The 22,273-nt window shown below is 53.6% G+C and carries 18 protein-coding genes, 1 tRNA gene and 1 pseudogene; 8 read left to right on the top strand and 12 right to left on the bottom strand.

The annotated features are described in order from the left end of the window. Positions 1-3,039: a membrane-targeted effector domain-containing toxin gene (locus AACY44_RS10490; RefSeq protein WP_339530223.1), complete on the bottom strand. Its 3,039-nt coding sequence runs from the start codon at positions 3,037-3,039 to the stop codon at positions 1-3. 410 nt (positions 3,040-3,449) lie between these two features. Between AACY44_RS10490 and AACY44_RS10485 the strand changes: the two genes are divergently transcribed. Continuing rightward, the gene (locus AACY44_RS10485; RefSeq protein ID WP_049713137.1) at positions 3,450-3,638 is read left to right on the top strand and encodes a hypothetical protein; all 189 of its coding nucleotides are present in this window, start codon (positions 3,450-3,452) and stop codon (positions 3,636-3,638) included. A gap of 15 nt (positions 3,639-3,653) precedes the next feature. Here AACY44_RS10485 and AACY44_RS10480 read toward each other — a convergent pair whose 3' ends face one another. Further along, the gene (locus AACY44_RS10480; RefSeq protein WP_339416075.1) at positions 3,654-4,034 is read right to left on the bottom strand and encodes a fe2+ zn2+ uptake regulation protein; all 381 of its coding nucleotides are present in this window, start codon (positions 4,032-4,034) and stop codon (positions 3,654-3,656) included. A gap of 238 nt (positions 4,035-4,272) precedes the next feature. On the opposite strand from AACY44_RS10480, the gene pvdQ reads away from it, so the two are divergent. Together pvdQ and AACY44_RS10470 are read left to right on the top strand one after the other, a co-directional pair. Then, positions 4,273-6,579, top strand: coding sequence for a bifunctional acylase PvdQ (pvdQ, locus tag AACY44_RS10475; protein ID WP_339530221.1), 2,307 nt, complete (start codon positions 4,273-4,275; stop codon positions 6,577-6,579). Positions 6,580-6,770: 191 nt separating this feature from the next. Beyond that, positions 6,771-6,844, top strand: a tRNA-Cys gene (locus AACY44_RS10470). Positions 6,845-6,992: 148 nt separating this feature from the next. On the opposite strand, the gene AACY44_RS10465 is transcribed toward AACY44_RS10470, so the two are convergent. Continuing rightward, positions 6,993-8,651, bottom strand: coding sequence for an ATP-dependent nuclease (locus AACY44_RS10465; protein WP_339530219.1), 1,659 nt, complete (start codon positions 8,649-8,651; stop codon positions 6,993-6,995). 142 nt (positions 8,652-8,793) lie between these two features. Next, positions 8,794-9,630, bottom strand: coding sequence for a tyrosine-type recombinase/integrase (locus AACY44_RS10460; RefSeq protein ID WP_339530217.1), 837 nt, complete (start codon positions 9,628-9,630; stop codon positions 8,794-8,796). Between AACY44_RS10460 and AACY44_RS10455 the strand changes: the two are divergent. Then, positions 9,590-10,027 (top strand): annotated as a pseudogene (locus AACY44_RS10455) (DNA adenine methylase); the annotation flags it as partial. The gene AACY44_RS10460 and the pseudogene AACY44_RS10455 sit on opposite strands and share 41 nt — an antisense overlap. A gap of 6 nt (positions 10,028-10,033) precedes the next feature. Here the strand turns inward: AACY44_RS10455 and AACY44_RS10450 are convergent. After that, a complete protein-coding gene (locus AACY44_RS10450; RefSeq protein ID WP_339530215.1) occupies positions 10,034-10,735 on the bottom strand; it encodes an SOS response-associated peptidase family protein in 702 nt (233 codons plus the stop codon). A 100-nt stretch (positions 10,736-10,835) separates the two neighbouring features. Between AACY44_RS10450 and AACY44_RS10445 the strand changes: the two genes are divergently transcribed. Further along, a complete protein-coding gene (locus AACY44_RS10445; protein WP_338500877.1) occupies positions 10,836-11,261 on the top strand; it encodes a LexA family protein in 426 nt (141 codons plus the stop codon). Continuing rightward, positions 11,254-12,531, top strand: coding sequence for a translesion error-prone DNA polymerase V subunit UmuC (umuC, locus tag AACY44_RS10440; protein ID WP_339530213.1), 1,278 nt, complete (start codon positions 11,254-11,256; stop codon positions 12,529-12,531). Before AACY44_RS10445 ends, umuC begins: the two co-directional genes overlap by 8 nt. A gap of 76 nt (positions 12,532-12,607) precedes the next feature. Here the strand turns inward: umuC and AACY44_RS10435 are convergent, their stop codons facing one another. The 3 genes from AACY44_RS10435 to AACY44_RS10425 form a co-directional block, all read right to left on the bottom strand. Beyond that, the gene (locus tag AACY44_RS10435; protein WP_339530211.1) at positions 12,608-13,366 is read right to left on the bottom strand and encodes a hypothetical protein; all 759 of its coding nucleotides are present in this window, start codon (positions 13,364-13,366) and stop codon (positions 12,608-12,610) included. A 5-nt stretch (positions 13,367-13,371) separates the two neighbouring features. Next, positions 13,372-13,854 carry a hypothetical protein gene (locus AACY44_RS10430; RefSeq protein WP_339530209.1) on the bottom strand — a complete coding sequence of 161 codons (483 nt, stop codon included), beginning with the start codon at positions 13,852-13,854 and terminating at the stop codon, positions 13,372-13,374. Between the two features lie 101 nt (positions 13,855-13,955). After that, on the bottom strand, positions 13,956-15,032 hold the full coding sequence (locus AACY44_RS10425; protein WP_339530207.1) for a ParA family protein: 1,077 nt from the start codon (positions 15,030-15,032) through the stop codon (positions 13,956-13,958). A gap of 629 nt (positions 15,033-15,661) precedes the next feature. Between AACY44_RS10425 and AACY44_RS10420 the strand changes: the two genes are divergently transcribed. Continuing rightward, on the top strand, positions 15,662-16,267 hold the full coding sequence (locus tag AACY44_RS10420; protein ID WP_339530205.1) for a hypothetical protein: 606 nt from the start codon (positions 15,662-15,664) through the stop codon (positions 16,265-16,267). Positions 16,268-17,168: 901 nt separating this feature from the next. Here AACY44_RS10420 and AACY44_RS10415 read toward each other — a convergent pair. After that, positions 17,169-18,836, bottom strand: a complete 1,668-nt coding sequence (locus AACY44_RS10415) for a methyl-accepting chemotaxis protein (RefSeq protein WP_339530203.1) — start codon at positions 18,834-18,836, stop codon at positions 17,169-17,171. Positions 18,837-19,455: 619 nt separating this feature from the next. Between AACY44_RS10415 and AACY44_RS10410 the strand changes: the two genes are divergently transcribed. After that, positions 19,456-19,668 carry a hypothetical protein gene (locus tag AACY44_RS10410; RefSeq protein ID WP_339530201.1) on the top strand — a complete coding sequence of 71 codons (213 nt, stop codon included), beginning with the start codon at positions 19,456-19,458 and terminating at the stop codon, positions 19,666-19,668. A 585-nt stretch (positions 19,669-20,253) separates the two neighbouring features. On the opposite strand, the gene AACY44_RS10405 is transcribed toward AACY44_RS10410, so the two are convergent. The 3 genes from AACY44_RS10405 to AACY44_RS10395 all read right to left on the bottom strand — a co-directional run bounded on the left by AACY44_RS10405 (position 20,254) and on the right by AACY44_RS10395 (position 22,161). Continuing rightward, positions 20,254-20,796 (bottom strand): hypothetical protein, encoded by a 543-nt coding sequence (locus tag AACY44_RS10405; RefSeq protein WP_339530200.1) that lies wholly within the window; start codon positions 20,794-20,796, stop codon positions 20,254-20,256. A gap of 155 nt (positions 20,797-20,951) precedes the next feature. Beyond that, positions 20,952-21,752: a S1 family peptidase gene (locus AACY44_RS10400; protein ID WP_339436396.1), complete on the bottom strand. Its 801-nt coding sequence runs from the start codon at positions 21,750-21,752 to the stop codon at positions 20,952-20,954. Between the two features lie 142 nt (positions 21,753-21,894). Further along, positions 21,895-22,161 carry a hypothetical protein gene (locus AACY44_RS10395; protein WP_339416158.1) on the bottom strand — a complete coding sequence of 89 codons (267 nt, stop codon included), beginning with the start codon at positions 22,159-22,161 and terminating at the stop codon, positions 21,895-21,897. Positions 22,162-22,273: the final 112 nt, after the last annotated feature.

The following is a 22,273-nucleotide window of genomic DNA, read 5'->3' as shown; positions in this document are numbered from 1 at the left end:
CTAAACAACTTTCCTGAAGATTTGAAAATCACCCGCCATGTCACCCTTTTGCAGTGATTGATTGGGATTAGGGATGCGGTAGGTACTTTTCGAGGCGATGGTCTGCGAGCCTTCATAAATGCCGATGCCGATGCCATTGGTGAGTTCCGCGATGCCCGGCACACCCTCACACGTCATCATGTGTGAACGGCCGACCAACACCACAGATTTTCCGCCGTTGGCATGTTGCTCGATAGTTCGTGTAGCAAAATAGTTGAATTCTTCCAGGCGCTGTTTGGATAACGCCGTATCAGGCCGGATGTTGTGGTAGGTACCCGACACGTCCTTACGTTTCGTCAGCCAGTAGTGTTCGAGCGGGATGACCTTGATGCCATTGAGCTCGGCTTTTTTCAACAAGTCGGCCAAGGTCGGAAACTTGCCCGGTGTCCGCGCATCAAGGGCGACAGTGCCCAGGCCGGCGTCGCGCCAGCCACCGTTGCTTTTGGGCAGCAGTCCTTCGCAAAAAAAAGATCTGACCCCCTTTGCCTGAAATGTGTCCATCGCATCGTAGAGCGTTTGAAAGCTCGACATGCCTTGATGGGACTCACCAAATACCAGCGTATTATTTTGGTCCAGCGCTTTCTCGATAAGGTCATTCGGGGCAGTCGAACCGTTAAGGACCGGCAGCGGTGGGCGCGTTGCTGGGACGGTGGCCGTGATATAGAACGTACTCATGTCATTAAGAAATTTTTGCCGGGTAGCCCCCAGTCGCGATGGGGTGAAATGGGCATGCACCTCTTTGGCTTGGGTATTTTTCAGGTATTCACCCGGCGTTAAATGGTCGGTTTTCTGCGGCAGGGTGGGCGCAATCGTTGGCGGGAAAGGAGGGTACGAATTCAGAGCTACCGGGTTATAGCGATGGTTGCCTACGACGGACGAGGTTCGGCTGGCCGGCATCAACATATTGGACTGCGCCCAGCTTGCAGGGGTGAAGTAGTCGAGTGGCGGGCCATAGGGTTTCTGAGTCACGGGGTCGTAGTGATACCAACGATCTTCGTGGAAAACGGCGATGGTTTCGACACGTGCGTCGCCGACCAGCAGTTCACCGCTGGCGGCGATGCCATGTTTCTTACTGGCGGCCAACAAGTCAGCTCCATCGGCGGCTCGGAACAGGGAACGATAGCTCTCCACGGCGAAGTTGGCTCCTTTGCCAATGACGTTTGCGGTACCTCTGATCACATCCGTTACGCCACTCACTGGATTAAGTTCACTTATCGCCGTGACCCCCAGTATCCTGGCCACCTTGAGGGCTTTTTGCACCCCAGAAACCGCGGCGGAGCTCGCCTTCACGACCTTCGCACCGGCACCGAGTCCGGCGGTAACGAAGCCGAAGATATCGATGGCCAGGTCCGTGAGGCCTGCGCCGTAGTTGCCGTCCTGGAAGTTATTGATAGCCGAGCGCAGGGGGATGAGGTCGAGCAGGAATTGTTTCAATCCTTCCTGTTGTCCGCGTTCTTTATCAAAGGAGGTCAGTCCCCTGGACTGCGCGTCAAGGCCAAGTGCTTCGACGTAGGCGTCGGCGATGTGGCGAGTGCGCTCACTGGAAAAACTCTGGGGCGATCGATAGCTGTCACCCACCCGTGCCTCACGCAGATGCGCGGTGTTGTTGTCCTTAGGTGTAAAGCGCTCAACTTTGTGGATCATGTTGTAGAAACGCCGACTACTTGGGATCTTCCCCTCCAGCAAGGGTCGTTCCCGGATCAGGCCATGCTCCGGGTCAAGCTCGTAGACAAAGTCTTTTTTATTGTGTTGGATTTTTACCAGCAGGCTGTTTTTTCGACGTTCAAGGGTGTCTGAAAGCAGCCCCGGCGCGTAGGTGTTTTCCTTGAAGAACTCGAGCTTCCCATTAGCAAAACGTGTGCGGTCTTCAAGTGGCAGTCGAGCCACTAATTGCTTGACCAGCGTGGCGTGAAGGTCTTTTTGCCTGTTCAATGCAGGCTCGAATTCAACTGCGATGTCGGCAGCTGCGGTTTTGCTCCACGTGTTGAATGCGTCAATCGGAATACGCCTGTCGCGGGTCTCCCAGAGATCGGAGGGACCCAGGGTATTCCCTTCCATGACGATGTCGAGCATCGAGCGCGAACCTGGGTTGAACTCTCGATCCTTGATCGACAAGCCCCTGATTTCAAACACACGCTCATCAATATCCGGAAATGCTTGCTTGAGTACGGCCAGGGCCATCGCTTTGCGGCTCGGTAGCTTGATGTCCAGCTGCTCCGAGGCCGCTTTCATTTGGTCCAGTTGCTCATTGAATGCAGTTCGCGCCAGATCAAGTTCGTCCTTGCCGTAATGCTCGTCGTTTCTGATGCGCAGATAACCGTTGCATACACCCCAGTCGATCAACGCTGCTCGCTGCGCCGCTTTGGAGGCGGGCGGCGCCAGGTTCTCCGCGTTTTCCAAGAGCTGAGCGTACGTCATCTCTTTTGCCGAGCCCGGCACGTGGGCTTCTTGCCTGGCGACCAGAATGCTCATCGTCGCCCAGGCGTGGCTGCCATAGACCACATGGTCAGGGATGTCCTTTAGCAAAAACTGCGGTGCCACCCGAGCCAGCAATAGCCGGGCCGCCAAGTCACCGGCTTCGCTACGCCGCTCACTCTCCAGGTGGCGGCTCAAACCGTCGATCACTGCTGAGGCCGGTTTACCCCAATGATCGTTTTGGGCAAGGTTGTAGCCAGCAACGGTGCTCCTGCCCGGAGCCGTCATTGACTCGGGATCCAGGCCTATCTGGATAGCCGCCAGTACATAATCCTCTCGACGGGTGGCATTTGGAAAACCCGCCAATGCTGACTCTATTGCCTTGCCCAGCGCTCGTGCGCGCGGGGTATCGAGCAGCAGTTCCAACGCCTTGGCAGGATCGCGCAGTTCCAGTGGGGACAGGCGCTGCCCTTGGAGCAGGTAGCCCAACGCACCGTGACGCCGCATGATCAGCGGTAATCCTTCCAATTGCGCGGTGTTACGGTCGACGAGGTTTTCGATTATTCGCTGTTGTTCCGCGCTCAATGGCACGGGCCAGCCCAGGGCTCCACTGATAGGGCCCGGTCTAGGCGCAGGGGAGGATGGCACAGCCTTTATCGGTTGCGTTGCAGTGACAGTGTCTGGCTGCATTGGCGATGTATAGGGGGGAGGCGAAATTGAGTGGAGCCTGGCGGCACTGCTGTTGGCGGTCATAGCGAATACCTGTGAATTCAGAGGTTCTGCGCGTGCTTTCAGACTTTCTGTCGAAAAGGCACAATTCTGATTGGCAGTGCTCGCCGTCGCCGTTCCCGTTCACAGTGTGATCGGGTGTTAATGGGATACCGCTGGTCAATGGCTAAATCCAGCCGGACATGCCAAAGTTTTTCATCACCTGTAACATGAGCGCCTGTCGGCCCGTTCACAGCGGCTATATTTTTCAGGTTCAGGAACCCGTCATGACACAAAAGCAACGTTTGAAATATTCGATTCTGATTGCCCTGGCCGTACTGGCGACGATGTTTGGCCTGTCCTACCTGCAGAACACTGGGGTTATCAGTGAGAAAACATTCCAGACCATCGCCATTGCCGTCGCAGTGGTCGTCGTGGTGATCAACGGTGTCATGCGCCGCAAGGTCAAGCTCTAAGCGCTAGATCGCGCCTCAGGTGCGACCTTCGATCACCTTGGCAGCCTCTTCGTGGAGGCTGTAGCTTTTATCTGCATTGAGGGTGATCACGCCTTCGCTGCACAGACGCTTGAGCACCTCGCGCACGCTGAGAAATGACAGCGGAATGCCCAGTTCCAGCAAATGGCTGTGCACGCCGCGCACGCCGAGGCTGCGTCGGTTGTCGGCGGCGGTGAGCAGGGCGTCAATGACCTTCAGCCGGATCAGGCTGGTGCGCAAGCCAAAACACTTGAGCAGGTGGCGAATACGCTGGTTGCCTTGCTGTTCCGGCGTTTTGCCGAACACGTGTGTACCGCTGCCGAAATGGGTGTCGGCAGCCGGTGAATGTCCATCCGTGGGCACTTGCGGGTTGTACATGCTAAAACTCCCTATCAGAGCCTGATCAGGAAAAAAATGAGCGCTCTTGGTTAATAAGACGAACGAGCGAGCGAAATCATGAAGTGCCGGATGTAGAAAATTTGTCGGTATCGGTTTTGTTACGTTCGCGCTGTCTTCAATAAACCTCGCCCCTTGCTAAATTATTCCCGGTGGTTTGCGTTCTTACGGTGGGGTTATTGCCCCGCGTGAGGCGGTTAAATCTGACTGTGGAGTCTGCGTGATTATTTCCAATGGGGTGTCCAGGGTATGTATGGCCGGGGTGTTGCTGGGATTGAGCCTGGCTGCTTTGGCGCGGGAGCAGGTGACGCAAGCGTCGGCGGATATCCGGCGTACCAGCTACGGCGTGCCGCACATCCGCGCCAATGACGAGCGTGGCCTGGGCTTCGGCATTGGCTACGCCTACGCCCAGGACAACCTGTGCTTGCTGGCAAATGAAGTGGTCACGGTGAATGGCCAGCGCGCCAACTTCTTTGGCCCGGAGCAGACGACCCTGGAAGAGCGCACCAACCTGGCCAGCGATGTGTTCTTTACCTGGCTGAATACGCCGGACGCCGTCGCCGCGTTCTGGAAAGCGCAGAGTCCACAGATCCAGCAGCGTATTGAAGGTTATGTGGCCGGCTACAACCGCTACCTGAAAGAGCAGAGCGCGCCGGCTCAGTGCCAGGCGGCGTGGGTACGGCCACTGGTGGCTGAAGACTTGGTCAAACTGACCCGTAGGCTGCTGGTGGAAGGTGGTGTAGGCCAATTCGCCGAAGCGCTGGTCGGTGCGACACCTCCACACGCGACGGCCAGTGCGCCGACCAGCGCCAAGGCGTTTGAACTGGCCGCCGCCAACCAACAGCGCTTCGCCTTCGATCGCGGCAGTAACGCGGTGGCGGTGGGGCGGGATCGCTCATTCAATGGGCGCGGTATGCTGCTGGCCAATCCGCACTTCCCGTGGGTGGGTGGCATGCGGTTTTATGAGATGCACCTGACCATCCCCGGCCAGTTGGATGTGATGGGGGCCGCGCTGCCGGGCTTGCCGGTGATCAATATCGGCTTCAATCAGCATGTGGCGTGGACCCATACGGTGGATACGTCCAAGCACTTCACCCTGTACCGCCTGACCCTGGACCCCAAGGATTCCACGCGCTACATGCTCGATGGCAAATCTGTTGCCCTGGATAAAACCACGGTGAAGGTGCGGGTCAAACAAGCCGATGGCAGCCTCAAGAACCAGTCGCACACGGTCTATAGCTCGCAGTTCGGCCCGGTGGTGCAGTGGCCGGGCAAGCTCGATTGGGATAGGCATCACGCCTACAGCCTGCGCGACGCCAACCTGGGCAACGACCGCGTGCTGCAACAGTGGTATGCGATGAACCGCGCCAGCAGCCTCAATGAACTGAAAACCTCAGTGCGCACCCTGCAAGGCATCCCGTGGGTCAACACGGTGGCGGCCGATGACCAGGGCCAGAGCCTGTACATGAACCAGTCAGTGGTGCCCAACGTCAGCGCGGCCAAACTGTCGCAATGCAGCGACCCTCGCGCCGGCCTGCAACTGATCATGCTCGACGGCGCCCGCAGCGCCTGCGCCTGGGACATCGACCCACGCGCGGCCCAGGCCGGCATCTTCCCGGCCGACCAACTGCCGCAACTGGAACGCAGCGACTACGTGCAGCATTCCAACGACTCGGCGTGGCTGGTCAACCCCAAGGCGCCACTCACCGGGTTCTCCCCGGTGATCAGCCAGGACCACATCGGCCTCGGCCCCCGCGGGCGCTTCGCGCTACAACGCCTGCAGTCCCTGAATAAACCGATCAGCGTCACCGACCTGCAAAACATGGTGATGGACAACGAGGTGTACCTGGCGGGCCAAGTCATGCCCGACCTGCTCGCGTTCTGCGCCAAACACCTCGGCGCCGACACCACCGCGCTGCAACCGCTGTGCACCAGCCTGAAAAACTGGGACCAGCGCGCCAACCTCGACAGCGGCGTGGGCCTTGTGCACTTCATCAACCTGGTGCAACAGCTGCAGCAAATCCCCGACGCCTGGCGCGTCGCCTTCGACCCGGCCCAGCCTCTCATCACCCCACGTGGCCTGGCCATCGACCGCGCACCCGTCGCCAAAGCCCTGCGAGAAGCGATGCTGACGTCTACCGCCGATGTCGCCAAACTCGGCCTGAGCGCCAACAGCACATGGGGCGATATCCAAGTCTCGGGCCAAACCCCGGTCCATGGCGGCCCGCAAGAATTGGGGGTCTACAATGCCATGCAAACCGTACCCCGCGCCGATGGCAAACGCGAAGTCGTCAGCGGCACCAGCTACCTGCAAATCGTCACCTTTGACGATCAGGGGCCGCATGCCAGGGGCGTACTTGCGTTCTCCGAGTCCAGCAACCCAGCCTCCAAACACAGCAAGGACCAGACCCTAGCGTTCTCCCAGAAAAAACTCAGCCCGCTGCCCTTCACCGAAGCCCAAATCAAGGCTGACCCGCAGTACCAACAGCTGCACATCAAGGAGCAGGGCAGGCACGCAACCCCTTGATGGCAATACGAAATATTTTTGAAATCAAGGGGTTGCACGCACTGGCAAATACGTACATAATGGCGCCCATCGAACGCAATGAGGCATTAAAAACCTCAATGTATTCAATGAGTTAGAGTAGAGGCAGGGTTTTTTAGCCCACTCAATTTTTTATGCGGTGAGTGTTAGTCGTTGAGACACTGATCGTTTGAGGCCGAGTAGCAAAATGGTTATGCAGCGGATTGCAAATCCGCCTACGCCGGTTCGATTCCGACCTCGGCCTCCACTCTTAAAGCCCCGTAGATCAATGGTCTACGGGGTTTTTTAATGCCTGTGATTTAAGAACCGTTCCGCAACTTTTGGCATGTGTTCCGCAACCCCCCCCATCACGTAAAGCGCAAGGAGGGTGATGCACTATTTTCGTCTCATGGCTTCTAGCTGTTCCAGCCTCGGATTTTCGTCACCAATTCTGCAACCTGGTGTTCAAGCTCTGCTCGAAAAGCAAGGTTCTGGCGAGTAAGATGTTCCGCGTAGGCAAATGCCTTGTTGTGCTTATTTGTGTAGCTCGTCGCTTTTGATATGCCATTAACAGTTAGATAGTCTAGGATTGATTCGTACTCGCCAATTTGCGGCAAATCTTCTAAGTTGTGAACTGCTTCGAAAGCCTCCTTAGGAATGTAATTTTCAATTTCCTTGCAACGAGTAACCCACACCATTGCCCGTGTGTCCGCCGCTTCTTTAATTAACTCTGCCACTCTCGGTTTCAACGAACCGTTGGGGTGTTTTCGATCGCTATCGCAAACAAAAGCGAAATTACGATTTATTCTAAATGCTTTGATTGCTTCTTTTGTATCGTCCTCGCTAAAGCTAGCATCGATATTTGCAAGAATACTGCCGCCGTAATAAACAAACTGATAATGCCTACCTTCACTGAGCGTACCTTCGCTCCATATATCAATCCATTTTTTTAAGAATACCCGATCGGAAGGGCCTTCGACCCAAATTAAGCCATTCGCTTGCAGTAAGTCGCTTGCCCGTACGCCGAGGTCATCCAATACGCCATGACCGGTAGCTTCTCCGGCATAAATGTGTCCAACTACTCCATCGCTACCTCGAGCAATATGTAGAATTTGTGAGTGTTCTGATCCGCCGAATATATCAATCGCAACGTTGGAGTGAGTGGTAAGAAAGATATGACAGTCGTTTGAAACAGCGAACTCCTCAAGGAAAATAAAAAGATTCCTTTGTAATGCAGGGTGTAGGTTGTTTTCAAGCTCTTCAAGAGAGAATATGTACCTTCCTAGGGAGGTTGACTCGAAGCTTGGACGGACTAATAAATTCAACAAGGTGAGCATTACGGTCTTCAAGCCACTTCCTGATGCAGAAAGGGCAATTGGACCTTTATCGGTTTCGCCCAGAAATATTTCCCACTGATCTGACTGAGAGTGATATCGAGTGGTTATTTCATTAAATACTAAATCCGGCGCAAAAATCTTATTTAATGCATCTAGTAATTTTTCTTGAATCAAAGATCTGTCGAATCCAACGTGTAGAAGGTGCTTCTGTATAACTTGCGTCGCTCCAGCACCACTGCTGGATAGTGTGATTCCGTCTTCTATTTTTTCTGCAGAGATATCGCGATCTGCATCTAGCTTGATATGCTTGTATACTCGCAAGGTTGGTGAGAGCTTGAGTTTGGAAAGGTATTTTAGTTCTGTATCAGATGCGACTCGGTCAATATCTAAGATGTCAATACTGTCTTGGGCTACATCTTGCCATGTGATTTTGGCATCTACGAATTTCGAGCCGTGATCGTCCCAGTGGTTTCCTCCTAAATCACCACTTGAAGAGTTTCTATGAAAAATCTGCAGTAGCTGATGTTGTCTAATGGGTTGTGTGATGGTGATGTAGTCGCGTATGTCGCTGTAATTTGTGTGGTCTTCACATAAATAATCTAGGGCGCGTAGTAAAGCTGATTTACCTATGTTGTTTCTACCAATAATTACGTTAATTTTTTTTATGGTTTCAAGTTTTACGCCGGACGCGCCGAAGCTTTTGTAGTTTTTTAAATGGAATCCACACTCTATTGTCATAAGGCCTCCTAGTGGCAGCAGTATTCTTACCTGAAACTAATGCTTCTTACTACTGCCTGGAAATATTTTAGGATTTTGCTCGGCGAGCTAGGTCTTTAGGTGCTTGAGGGTTGTCTCCGTAACCGTTATCTTCTGTCCGGGTTTATCTGGTAGGTTTTACTATTTCACCAACGCGGCGATAAACTTTCTTTGTGATCTCTTCCGAGGAGTGGCCCAGCAGGCGGCTGGCGTGAGTGAGTTCGATCTCGCTAGCAGCCTTCGGGCGAATGTCTTTGAACTGGAACAAGCGGATGAGCACGGCCAGGTCAGAGTCGCCATCGGCTCCAGCTTTGATGGCGGCTTTCTCACGGGCTTCGTCCCAGCGGTTTCGAAGCATCTGCTGGCTCATCCTAAGTCCGGATGTGTTGGTGATAAGCCTCGATGTTTTTATTCCACTAAGGGCGCGGCGCTCCTGTAGGTCATTGAGAAAGGCGCTCAACACGGACTGCTCGCCTTCATCCTCCAGCCGCAGACGAAGCTTCTTCGCCGTCTTTCCCTGTTTGACCATCAGAAACTCGGCGTTTAAATCAGTGGTGGCCACTTTCAATACGTCGGCTGGGCGCTGACCGGTCAAGTAGGCGAGGTCCATGGCATCCTTAAGTTCCTGCACGGCTGCGCCGTACACCGCGTTCCACACGATATCGCCAGCGTAATAGTCACGTGGGGTCTCTTTGTTGCGGCGCACACCGAAGCACGGGTTGGCGTTGTTGGTCAGGCCCCACTCGCGGGCGATCGTGAACATGTGCGACAGCAACGCGATCTCGCGGTTGGCCCTGACCTTTGCGGTCCTGGCGTCCCGGTACTGCGCGACCACCTGGGGCGTTATTGAATCAATAGGGGCTTTCTCAAAAGCTTTCCTTAGCTGTTTGAGTTCCTTCATGTTGTCGGACTGGGTGCGTACGGGGCAGACGTTTGGGACCGCGACTACTGGCCCGGCCATCAACTTGCTGCGGATAGAGGAAAATCTATCTGCTGCGTGGCAGCGGTTGTCCGGCACCTATGTTGAAAACCTGGGCTGGCTTGAGTGCGCCGAACGCTACGACCGTGCTCATACCTTCCACTACATGGATCCGCCTTACTGGCAGACGGCCGGTTATGGCGTGGATTTTCCCTTTGAAAATTACGAGCGCATGGCCGACTTCATGCGACGCTGCAAGGGAAAGGTTATGGTTAGCATCAACGATCACCCGGACATTCGGCAGGTGTTCGAGGGCTTTCATTTTGAGACCGTGGACATTCGGTACTGCAATCAAAATCAGCGGCAGGGTAAGGCCGAGGTTAGCGGCGAACTTGTGATCATGAACTGGGAGCCGGCGGCGTTAGGGGGGCTGTTCTGAAGCTCGTTAAGAGTCCTCCGGCGGCATGGGCAGCAGTAAATCAGCTCCCTGATTTTTCACGTTACCAACAGCTTTGCCTACCGCATACCACTCAAAGTCATCAACAGGCTGACAGCATTCCTTCGCTATTTCCTCGGCGCGACCCGGAGTAAGGCTGGGTTCAATCCATTCCCTAGCATGCTCGGGAGTCAGCACTAGCGGCTTGCGGTCGTGGATATCTACCATTCCCTGGTCACTGGCGGCGGTGATGATCACGAACCCATCGCCGTCGTGCGGATCCAGGCCAGGATGAACTTGGGCAAGTGCGCCAAAGAACATGGGTTTCTGACTCTTCAGGCGAATGAAGTAGGGCTGCTTTTTCTTCGGATTGTCAGGGTCTCTTACCCATTCATACCACCCTTCACTCGGGACCAGGGCTCGGCCATTCGGCCAAAGCTGTTTGAAGAACTTTCCCGTGGTGACCGTCTCTACACGTGCGTTAATTGGGTCAGGGCGCTTGCCTTTGGCCCAGAACGGCGCCCATCCCCATTTTACTGCATCAATATGCAGTCCATCCTCTGCGGCGTGCAGCAACTGCACCCGCGTCGACGGAGCGACGTTGTAGCGATCAATGGGCTGAGCGTCGTAACCGCTGAACAGCTCTATCTGCGGGCTCAATTCTTCAATGAAGATCGCCATCCCCTCGTACTGCACGAATCGTCCGCACATACGCCCCTCTCCGTCTGTCGAAATCCCCTACAGATAAATTGACCGCAAGCGTCCTACAAAGTTAACTGTACATTCGTACAGTATTTCTAAAGGCCGTATCATGAGCTTCACCATTTTAGGTCCCATTGCTGAGGTAGGCGCGAAGCTGCCTTTGTGCTCGTTCCAGGTTCCGGCCGGCTTTCCTTCGCCGGCAGCGGATCACATTGAGCAGCACATCTCATTGGATGAGGTCCTGAATATCCGCGCACCGCATGTGTACCTGGTAGCAATCACTGGGGAAAGCATGCAGGGGATTGGTATCTTCGAAGGCGATCTCGCGGTGGTGGATCGTGCCATTGAACCGGCTCACGGGCATGTGGTGGTGGCTCTGCTTAACAATGAACCCGTCTGCAAGCGCCTATGTAAGCGAGGCCGGGAGGTGATCCTTTTATCAGAGAACCCCAAATACCCGGCGCGTTATGTGCTTGAAGGCGATGAGCTCTCAATCTGGGGTGTGATCACCAGCACAGTGCGCAGCCATGTCTAAGCAAGAACCGACCTTTGCGCTGATCGACTGCAACAGCTTTTATGCCAGTTGCGAGCGGGTGTTCCGGCCGGACCTGGCGAAGGTGCCCATCGTGGTGCTGAGCAACAACGACGGCTGTGTCATCGCGCGCAGTTACGACGCGAAGCCGTTCATCAAGATGGGCGAGCCGTATTTCCAGATCAAGCACAAGCTCAAGCAACACGGCATTGTGCCGTTTTCCTCCAACTACGCACTGTACGGTGACATGAGCGAGCGCGTGATGAGTCTGATCGAGTCATTGGTGCCGGCAGTTGAGGTTTACAGCATTGATGAGGCATTCGCCGATCTGACCGGTGTGGGTGGTTTGGATACCTTAGGCCGACAGATCCGCGCCCAGGTACTTCGCTGCACCGGCATCCCTGTCGGAGTAGGTATCGCTCACACTAAGACTCTCGCTAAGTTGGCAAACCACACCGCGAAGCGTCTGCAATCGCAGACCGGTGGTGTGGTCAATATCACCGACCCGGTTAAGCGGGACTGGGTGCTGCGTAATACGGACGTGGCTGAGGTGTGGGGCGTTGGCCGAAAGATGAAACTTCACCTTGATGCGATGGGCATCAAGTCTGCAATGGACCTAGCTAAGGCGGACCCATGGACGCTCCGCAAGAAGTTCAGCGTTGTGATCGAGAAGACGGCTAGGGAGCTGGGCGGCACGCCTTGTCTGGAGCTGGACGAGCCTGATCCGCCCAAGCAGGAGATCTGCTGCAGTCGCATGTTCGGCAAGCGGCTGACGGAACTGCCTCCTATCAAGGAGGCGGTGGCCACCTACATGATGCGAGCCTCCGAGAAGCTTCGAGCTCAGAACTCACTGTGCAAGAAGGTGCGCGTGTGCATCCGTACTGGCATGTTCAACCCAGAGGAAGCCAAGTATGCGAACGGCGTTGTGGTGGATATGCCGTATCCAACTGACGACGTGCGCTTGCTCACTCAAGCAGCGGTTGGTTCGCTTGATCGCATATTTCGGCCTGGATTTAAGTACAGCAAGGCTGAGGTTATGCTGCTGAATCTTTGCCAGCCAGGTGAGTACACCGATGATTTGTTCGCCACGTCTCAGCCGGCGGAGGCAACACGGGTGATGACGGTGCTGGACCAGATCAACGAACGATGGGGCAGGGGCACTCTGCGTTCTGCGAGCGTACCGACGGATCCTAGCTGGGGCATGCGGAGAGATATGATGAGCCAGAGCTTTACTACCAAACTTGATCAGCTTTGGGTGGTGCGTTGCAGATAGTGGATAGCAGTTGACTGGATGTGGCATCTTGATGTCTACAGAGCACCTCGCACTGTTATTCTGAATTTTCGCCGGTTCAGGGTTCTAATAGTACATCTTCATTGGGTTTCAAATATGGATAGCGGTCTGTAGCAAAAAAAATACCCTCAACTTCCAGTGAATTATTATCGTTGAATTTTTCGCCGCCTTTGTAAGGTGTTACGTTCAGAGTAATTTTATCTGTATGTCCAATCTTCACTTTGTATGACGTAACTCGGCAGCGCTTATCTGCAGGTGTTTCTACAAGAGCTATGTGATCGCCTACTATGTCGCGATGAATTACTTCACAAAACATTCCCATGTACGGCTTGCCTCTAAGGTGGTCACAGATAGCGAAAGCGTCACCGCATATAGAGCAATCAAGGCTTTTAGAAATAAAACCCACGCTCAAGAAAGACTGTGGTGGAAATAAAGTGGTCTCTAGTGTTTCAAGTTTCTTAATTCGAGATGCGGCATGACAGAAACCATTATGAGCACGAAGCGCATCCATAGCCGCAATTTGTGCTCCGATTAGTTGATCCCATGCTTCGTTCCCTTTGTCGAGTTTTAACAATATCCACATTCTTAGCTCGCAAAGAACTGAGCCAATAGCGCACTCATAACCTAATAAAATATTGGACTCATTTTCGAGGCTGGCTTTAATTGCTTTGAATTTGTTTGCGGTTGCAGATTTTAAAAGCTGCTCAAGAGTATTGCAGGTCTCTAATTGCAACTCTTTTGATCGTGCGGGGGATAAGAGGTTTTCACCAGCTTTGATTTGCTCGTTGAAGTAATCAATAATTTCATCAAAAGTCATATTAATTAATCCAGTGAGCGCAATATTTCAGATAATTCGCTTAACCCTTGAGGATCTCCTTTATAAGAAATTTTGGTGTAGTTACCATTCGGAGATTCATGAATGATATTTAGTGAGGCTGTGCCAGGTGATGTGCCTTTGAAGATGTCGTAAAGGTAATTTGTTAGAAGTCCAATTATTATGGGGCTGATGTGTGGGTTTTGAAGGATAAGTGAGGCTGGTATGAGTATGGTAGGACCAAACCATTCAAAACCGTTGTTCTGAATATAGGCTGGCCGATTTTCTTGTGAAAATAATTCAGATGTAGATATACCATTGATACGTAGAATAGTGCGCATTGTATCTGCTTCGGTTTGCTGGCGCAGTTCATGTATTGCTTCGGCTGTCTCTATGTTCTCGGGAATTAATGCAATTGAAGTTATTTGCTCAATTCCGAAGTGATTAAGCTTTTCTGCGAATTCCGGAATTTTGGTGATTTCGATACTCATAAATTTGATCTTCTAGGTATCTAACTTTAATGGGTAAATTTAAACTGGTGTTTTGCATTTGGAATGCCCTCCCTATTAAATTAAGGGAGGGCGATTGAGGCTTACAGTTTGGCGACGAAGCTTTCTAAGTGTTGTAACGAATCCGCATAATTTTTTGGGGGAAGACTTACTGTTTCCCCATGAGGCATTTCATAGGAGCTCTGTAGCGGTAGTCTATGCAGCGGGATTCCGAGACTGGCAGATACTTTGCCTGAAGTATGAAAGTCTTTAACGTTAGAGACATATGCGTCCTCCCATTCTGCTTTAGTAGTGGTTACGTCCCCAGTGCCAGCGAAAATGCTAGGGTCTAGCTTGAACTGCTCCCAAGCGTATTGGATTAAGTCAGAGCGGATAGAATCATACGCTGTTGCAACCCCGGAGTTGACCGTATAGTTGTTAAAAGCTAATTCGTAGATTTTTGGCAGGTCGAGTTCAAACTGTTTAATTTGTCTGTTGAAAGTAACTACAGTCGACGCATAGTTTTTTGCGGCTGCAGATGGGAATTTCCCATAAAGGAGCATGAGAATTCCTTTTATTCCTTCAAGAGAACTAAAGTCTGCCATCATGGGGACGATTAGAAAATCTGATGAAACGAGCGCCATCTGTGTATAAATGGAAAAGCTTGGATTGCAGTCGATAAAGACTGTCATATTTTCATATTCGGACTTTTGAAGTTCCAGTTCGCATAAGCGTCTAATGGCCGTAACATATTCTTGCCAGGCATTGGTGTTGCCGGGGTTCATTGTTGCAAAATTTAGTGCGAGAGTTTGAGACTCGAGAAATGAGTCGCCAGCGATTAGGAATAGATTTTTGGATATGTCAGAGTTGTATGGTCGTACTTGAGTCATGTAGCTGCCGGTTAAGCTAGTGAAGGCCGAGTTGCCTTTCAGAAGCCAATCCATAAATCCAACTACATTTCGGCGTGTGGCGGATGATTGCAGCTTTTGATTTGCGGCATACCCTTCATGTGCACCGCCTAAAAAGAACTGTGAAATATTAGCCTGCGGGCAGAGGTCGATAACTAAAACAAGTTCATTGGGGTTTTTTGCAGCATATAAGCTCGCGGAGTTCTGGCAGAGCGTAGTCTTTCCCACACCGCCTTTGTTATTGTAATAAGCATAGATCCGATTAACTGCCATAACGCCACATCCTTGATGAGCAAAAAGCCATCATGATGGCTTTTACCTTCATCATGCAAGGTCCATTACGGCACACCGCGTTCGAGAATTAATATTTACCATCGTAGGATTGCCTGGCGCGACCGCGAGCTACGGGCGAAGCGGCTGGCTGGTCAAGAGGTGATTTCTGAGAAATTGCCACTGGAGCTGGCGCTTAACACGTTGTAAGCAGGACTTGTGGGGCGTTTGGGTAGGGCTACGTTCAATCCATCATCGGTCGGCGGGATAGGCTAAGCCCTAGCGGTACCCATGGGGCAAAAATGTGGCAAACCGTACCCCAATCTATGCCATTCAATGCCAATTATGCATATATGCAACCTGATACGGGCGGACAGTAGAGCCCGGAACCACGGCCCTTTCCGTCAAGATCACCCATATACCCCAAACACAATCGGGGTGTGCTGGAGTGCACCAATTGCTTGTCGATACGGAGTGTGTGATGATCGAGGCAGGTGCTGATGGGCGCCTGCCTGCTTGCAATGGCATAGCACTGCACCATCGTTCAACTGCATTACACCAATTTAGCACCTACCCAAGGCGCACCTGGTGAGCAAGCAATCAGCTAGAGCGTCGTTCTTGGAGAAAGTGCTATGTCTAATTATTCCTATGTAAGCATCCTCAAGCGTCGTGCTAAATCGCTGTCAAGGGACACATCGATATCTCTAGCAGTGGCTCAGGGGCACGTGTCTCTGGCGGCTGGTTTTGCTCATTTTCATGAGTTGAACGTAATCGCGAAGCGGAAACCAGATGACCCACGTTTAATGAAGGCCGCTCTCGGGATTGTCATTCTGAGTGATGCTATCTATGAAGATGATGTGTATTCCGCCTTCGAGAGTGAAATAGACGATTTGCTCTCTGATGCAGTTGGTGAAACCAACGCCACTGGATTCACGGTAAAAGGGCTGTCAATTACTGACTCTACTTACGATATCGAGGTGGGCGTTCTAACCCTGCGTGTGTCTTTTGCCTATGAAGGGGAGCAAGACCAAGACCGCATGTATCACGGTAGTGCGTTCTATCTTGATGCTCAGGTTCGATTGGTGCGTCGTGACGACGAGTGGCGGATTGCTGAAGAGGGTGTGGAGATTCTTGCAGGAGAGAGCGACAAGGACCGGGATCGCGAAATGGGACTGGATGATCAATACGCCCAGTGGCTTGATGAGCAGAACGGTAGCGACGGCTTAGGGCAAATTTAGGGCATAAGCTGGGCCGCTGTAGGCCGTTTCTGTCCTTGCAGCTTACCCATAACCCAATATAATTGCGGCCTAGAGCGGGTTGGGGGGTGGGCAGGTCGGGTTCGAATCCCTATCTCGGACCTTTGAATGGAAGGTTTGATAGGGCCACCCGTAGGGCTATTCGGCTGTACTCGACGAGGCATAGAAATCCATTCCGCAACTGAAATAGAACCTCCCGATTTTACAGGGCTCCAGCGAGGAAGAAATGTTAGTGATGCGGAATAGATTTTCATATAACTTATTGAAAATAATGAGGAAATTAGTGGATTGCAAATCCGCCTACGCCGGTTCGATTCCGACCTCGGCCTCCACTCTTAGAAACCCCGTAGATTAACGTCTACGGGGTTTTTTATTGTCTGCGGTTTGGTCATCGCTTCCGCAATTTTTCGGATCGCTTCCGCATCCCTACCTTTTTTCGGGAAATTTAAGACGCCGTTATCGTTATGCCTCTCCCGATTGGACGTGGGATTGTGATCGATACTACGGAGCCTGAGCGGCTACTAATGGCCGATTCTGTTGAAAAAGTCGGCTTCGAATTCCACGGCAGAAAAGTAAGCGCCTGAGATTGAAATCTGAAATATGGGCAGAAGGTTCAGGGCTCGAATTTGACGTAGCAGCGTGCACCAGGGGTGTTTTCAACCATCAATATTCGAGCGTTTTGGGAAACCGGCTTTTTCAACAGAATCGGCCAAAAGCAGACGCTCAAAAATGGCAGGTATTGCAAAAATGGGGTCAGACCCTAGGGTTGCTAGGGAAATGGCCCCCGATGTTGTGGCAGGACTCTGACCATTACCTGCGTCCTGCGTCTAACTGGGGGGCATTTCTGGCAGCAACGCGGCTCGCGATGAAACGGCAACAGACCCTAGAGCTGAAAGCGCGAGATGTTCTCTCGCAATGTGACGCTGGTGCGTGCCAGTCCTTCGCTTTCCTGCTGAGCGCTGCGGAAGGCTGCAGCGGATTGCTCGGCGCTTTCGCTGACGGTCACGATGCCCCGGCTGATCTGCTCGGCAACGGTACTCTGCTGTTCGGCGGCAGCGGCGATTTGGTGGTTCATGCCGTTGATCCGCTCGATCATGGTTACGATCGTGCTTACCGCGTCACCGGCCTCGGAAACGCCGGACACCGACTGCGCACTGGAGCGCTTGCAGCGTTGCATATGCTGCGAGGTCTCGTCGGCAATTTTCTGCAGACTGGCGATCAGCCCTTCAATCTCTGAGGTGGCCTTCTGGGTACGCTGTGCCAGGCTGCGCACCTCGTCGGCTACCACCGCGAAGCCGCGTCCGGCCTCGCCAGCACGAGCAGCTTCGATGGCCGCATTGAGGGCCAGCAGATTGGTCTGGTCGGCCACCGACTTGATCACTTCAAGCACGCCGCCGATATTGCCGGTTTCATTCTTCAGCCGGCCCATGGCCATGTTGGACTGTTCGATTGTCTCGGCCAGCTCGCCGATCATGTTGACAGCATCTTTGGCCTTCTGCTGGCTGTAGAGGGCCGCGCTATCGGCCGCGCTATCGGCCTCGCTGGCGGCACTGGCAGCGGATTCGGCGTTGCGCGCGACATCCTGCACGGTGGCGGCCATTTGGTGAACGGCGGTGACGATCTGCTCGACCTCGCACTGTGCCATGGCCACGCTTTCGGCGTTTCTCAGGCTCGATTGGCTAAGCTCCTGGCTGGATTCGGCTACGGTCTGTGAGGACAGGTTTATCCCCTTGGCCATGTCCCGCAGGTTCTCCTGCATACTCAGCAGGGCGGCCATGATGCTGGCTTGTGGTGGCTCAATCGTGCGCTCGCTAGCGCGCAAATCGCCCTTGGCAACCCGTTGGGCGAGCTGGTTGAGTTCACTCGGTTCGGCACCCAGCGCGCGCAGCAGGTTGCGGCTGATGACGTAGCCCAGTACCGCTGCTAGTAAGACGGCCAGCGCAGTAATGGCGAGCAGAAGGTCGCGTTGTGACAGATAGTGTGCGTCATTTTCGCTGACCTGCAGGTCTGCCTTCTGGTTGGTGTAGCGCAGGTATTCGCCAATTGCCTGGGTCAGCTCGGCCAGTAAGGGTGTGCACTGCTCGCTGACCATGCGCAGGGCCTCATCGTTTTCACCCTTGAACAGGTGTTCGGCAATGGTGTGCGCTACCGGTTTGTAGCGGCTCTCGACTTGCTCGAAGGTTGAAAACAGTTCACGTTCTTTGGGCGACACATCATCATGGTTATCAATTGCCTGGCGTAGCGCGGCGAGGCTGCTGGCCACCATTTGTTCGTTGGCGGCAATAGCACCCCGCTGCTGTCCTCTCGCGGTGATATTGCTGTTCAAGGCGATGTTACGCAGGGCAATCGCGCGCTGGGCGGCGGCGTCGTTCAGTGTGTTGGCCAGGCGGGTGCGTGCATCAACGCCATTAATGTAGAGGAAAAAGTCCTTATTGCTGTTAGCCAGGGCGTACAGCGAGATAGCGGCGATCAGCAACATAAACGCTAGCAGGCTGGCATAGCCGGCATAGAGACTGGTCCGTGTAGAGAGTCGCGGAGTGTGCGATGGCATGATGAACCTGCGTAATGGGAGGGGCAATTGGGGGCACCTGCAAGGGTATGTATTCGCCCTTGGTCCGCATCCTGCGCAGGTATTCTTTTGTTCGACAGCAACGAGTAGCGGCGTCATTTCCTGGCTGGTTTAGGCTTGTACAAGTTTTTATGTTTGTACAAGTCTTGTACAACCATATCGGCGTGATGTCGTCATGACATCATGCAATCCAGATGAACGGTCGGTAACCTTCGGTTGCTGGCAGGCGCGAGAAATAGAGGCCTGGCTATCGGGCTGACTACTGTTTGGCGGCGATACAGCCCAAGGCCATCTTTGGGCCGATAGAATCCTGAGAGCGCTGTAAAAATGCGTAGCGCTATTTCTGTACAGGTATTTTGTATGGGAGAGCGCTAGGGCGTGCTAATTGTGGGCAGGCTTTTCGCTAGGGGCTGTTGCCGTTTCATCGCGAGCCTCGTTGCTGCGAGAAATGGGTCCCGGTTATGGGGGGCGAGTTCATTATCGGATCTCCATGCGCGATGGCGGGGCAGGTTTGCCCAACGTGCGGCGAGGGGGTTATGCAAATGGCGAGCGATGGCGTTGACCGCCCCACTTGCGGGACATTCATGCCGGCTGGAAGAGCATGAGAGGGACTAGCGGATTGATCAGTGTCTCGACCCGAGCGATCTACGCCATTACCTCGCCGATGCTGGCGTGGATGGTGGAGGAAAAATACATCGAGCCGCACGTGGCTGAGCAGAACAATCTGTCTGTGCAAGATCTTCTGCGCACCAGCAATGATTTGAATCAGTTGGCGATAGGACTTAAACAGGACGTGCGTTGGTTTCGCTTGTAACGGAGAGTCAGAAATTGTTGTTCGGTTTGAGTCGCAGCTAATTCCCTAGATTGAATCGCCGATCACCGGCAGGCCCGTAGCGGGATTGTAGTTACTTGCTCCGATATCTGCTGTTACAGCCGGGCACGGTTGGTATGGAAAGCTGATCTTTCCAGAGGCTATTGAGATCAGTTCAGACTAGTGTCTGCACGGACGCAGGTCGGCGGGCATCGCGGAGCTCGGCGAGGTTGAGGCTGGGCAGCCGATCGTGGGGCACTCAAGTCAATCCGTTTCACGGGGAGTCCGGGTCATTTCCGGGCGGTGGGCGGATTGATTTGAACTGCTGATTCCTCCAGGTGCCGAAATAGCACCATCCAGAGGACATAGCAATGACTGAAGAAAAGAAGAAAGAACCTGAACAACAAACTCCAGCGCACTCCACCGAGGAAGAGCGCGAGCGCCTGAAGGACTTCAACAAAAACGGCATTCCGCCCGGCACTTGCTGAGTATTACGCGATCCGTGCCGTAAGGCGTGAGAGGACGGCGGATGTAAATCCGCCTCCTACTCGATCTGTGATTTGGGATCGTGCGCGCAACCGTGATCCTTTACGGAACAAGGCTATCGTCGAAGTCTTCACGCTCGATGGTTGTGTAGGCCTGCTCGCGAATGCCGCCTTCGGAATAGGTGCATAGTCGACTTGTCGCTTTTTTACCCGGCAGACGCACGACGATGCCCTCGCTGAATTCGGTGTCGTTAGGTTCTCCTGGGGTAAAGTTTGTGCGCACCGTGCGGTCGAAAACGGCGTAGGTTACGCCATGATTGGTGAAGCGCAGATGTGCCTCGGCGCCACCTGAGTAGCCCGTAGAGCTGAGCCAGAAATGACCGTTTGGTGGACTCAGCTTCTGGGGGTAGCTCAATTCAATTTTGCCGGGCGTACCAAATCGATATTGCACGTGGCCTGTTGTCGCTGAGAAGCCTGGCGATGCGCACACCGAAATCATCTTTGGGCCGGAGTTGCATCCGAATAATAGTGTTTCTTGCGTCGAACATAGAAAGCGCTGTTCCGACGTCGCAGCGAGCGAGTCGAGCGCTATGGCACTCATGGTCAGGAAGCAAAGGCCCTTTAGCATCGTGACTTTAATTCCCATGAGGGTTCCCGTTTTATTCGATGAAAATTCATCCGTATTTGTTTGTGTTGTCGCAAATGCGGGATTTTGGGTGCAGATATCGGAAGTGTGTCGCAGTCTACAGGCCCGTGTAACCGTAGTGCCCCACACCTACACATCCGCCAAAAATCATCCAATCATGGCGATTCACTCATTGTTTCGCGAATAAAGTCAGCGATCTTCGGGTGGGACAAGCGTGCAATCAAGACGCTTTGACTGACGACGCCGAGTTGCACAAATCCTCTTTTGGGATGTTTGGTGAATACAGGGCCACCGGAGTCGCCGCTGTCCGGTATCAAGCCATCAGCCCCCACACAGAAAGTGTTTTGCAGGTTCACGTTTGGCGCGAGTGATGTGCACAGTGCGTCCGTCATTCTGGGCAAGTGTGCGCGCTGCAGATGGTCCGGCTGTGCGTCGGGGGCTGGGTTGCGCGCCGTGTTTCCCCAGCCAAGGGCGGTGGGGCGCTTGATGCGATCTTCAAGCCCTTCTTCGCGTGTTACCAGCGTGATGGCCTGGATGTCGGTGATGTCGCGATCGAGTTTGAGTAGCGCGACATCAAGGGTCAGCGAGCGCAGGAATTCAGGGTGAAGGGCGATTTGTTGTACGCCGACGGTATGCCCCTGCAGTGTATTGCTCAACTGGGTGCGCCCGAGGATCACCTCGACGTCAGCCGGTTGCGTGTTCACCAGGCAATGGGCCGCGGTCAGTACCCATCGAGGTGCTACCAAGGCCGCGCCACAACCGTGACGCTCCAGCGACGTCGTGCCTGCCGCTTTGAATTGGAGCGAAGCCATAAACGGATAGCGCCCATCCTGCGCATCCGCGCCGCCCACGATGGCGAAAGCGGCCATTGGAACGATCAGCAGGGCGACGACACAGGCTTTTTGCAGGAAGCGGGTTATCGGTTGTAATACGGAGTAACAGCTGCTGTCGAACATAGCGACCTCTTTAAAGGCTATTGAGAAGAGGTCAAGTAGCCCATGGGCGATGGCACCTGCAAAATGAGAAGAGGGCTAAAAAGTTGAGCGATGTTTCTGTGGTTGGATAGCGAAACCTCGACAGTCCTCCCGCTGCCTATGGTCACAACTGCATCGGGCTATCGTCAGTCCTGACGATCCTCTTGTCTTTGGCCTCATTCGAATAGGCGCCAATTTTTTCCTGTTGCGCGGCCAGCAGTGCGCATATTTTCATCAGCGTCACGGCCTCATCCGGCGTCCTGCCGCTGGCCGCCATAGCGGTCAACTCAACCACCGACCAGCCAATAACTGCCGCCGCATCTTCCAGGTCGTAAAACAATTCCTGCTGGGCAGTCCTGGGACCATCGAGCCCTTGTATCAAGTCGTCCACTCAGCCCTCCAGCTGCTTCAGTTCAAAACCCATGGCGTTCATCCCGATTTATGCCAAGTTCGTGTGCTCGACGAGGCAATGTGTCTTCCACACCAAGCATGTGTAAAGAGGT

Source organism: Pseudomonas sp. RA_15y_Pfl1_P11, from assembly GCF_963970975.1.
In the GTDB taxonomy this organism is placed as follows: Bacteria; Pseudomonadota; Gammaproteobacteria; order Pseudomonadales; family Pseudomonadaceae; genus Aquipseudomonas; species Aquipseudomonas tritici.
Note: the sequence above shows the minus strand (reverse complement) of the source record. Positions and strands in the feature narration are given on the sequence as shown.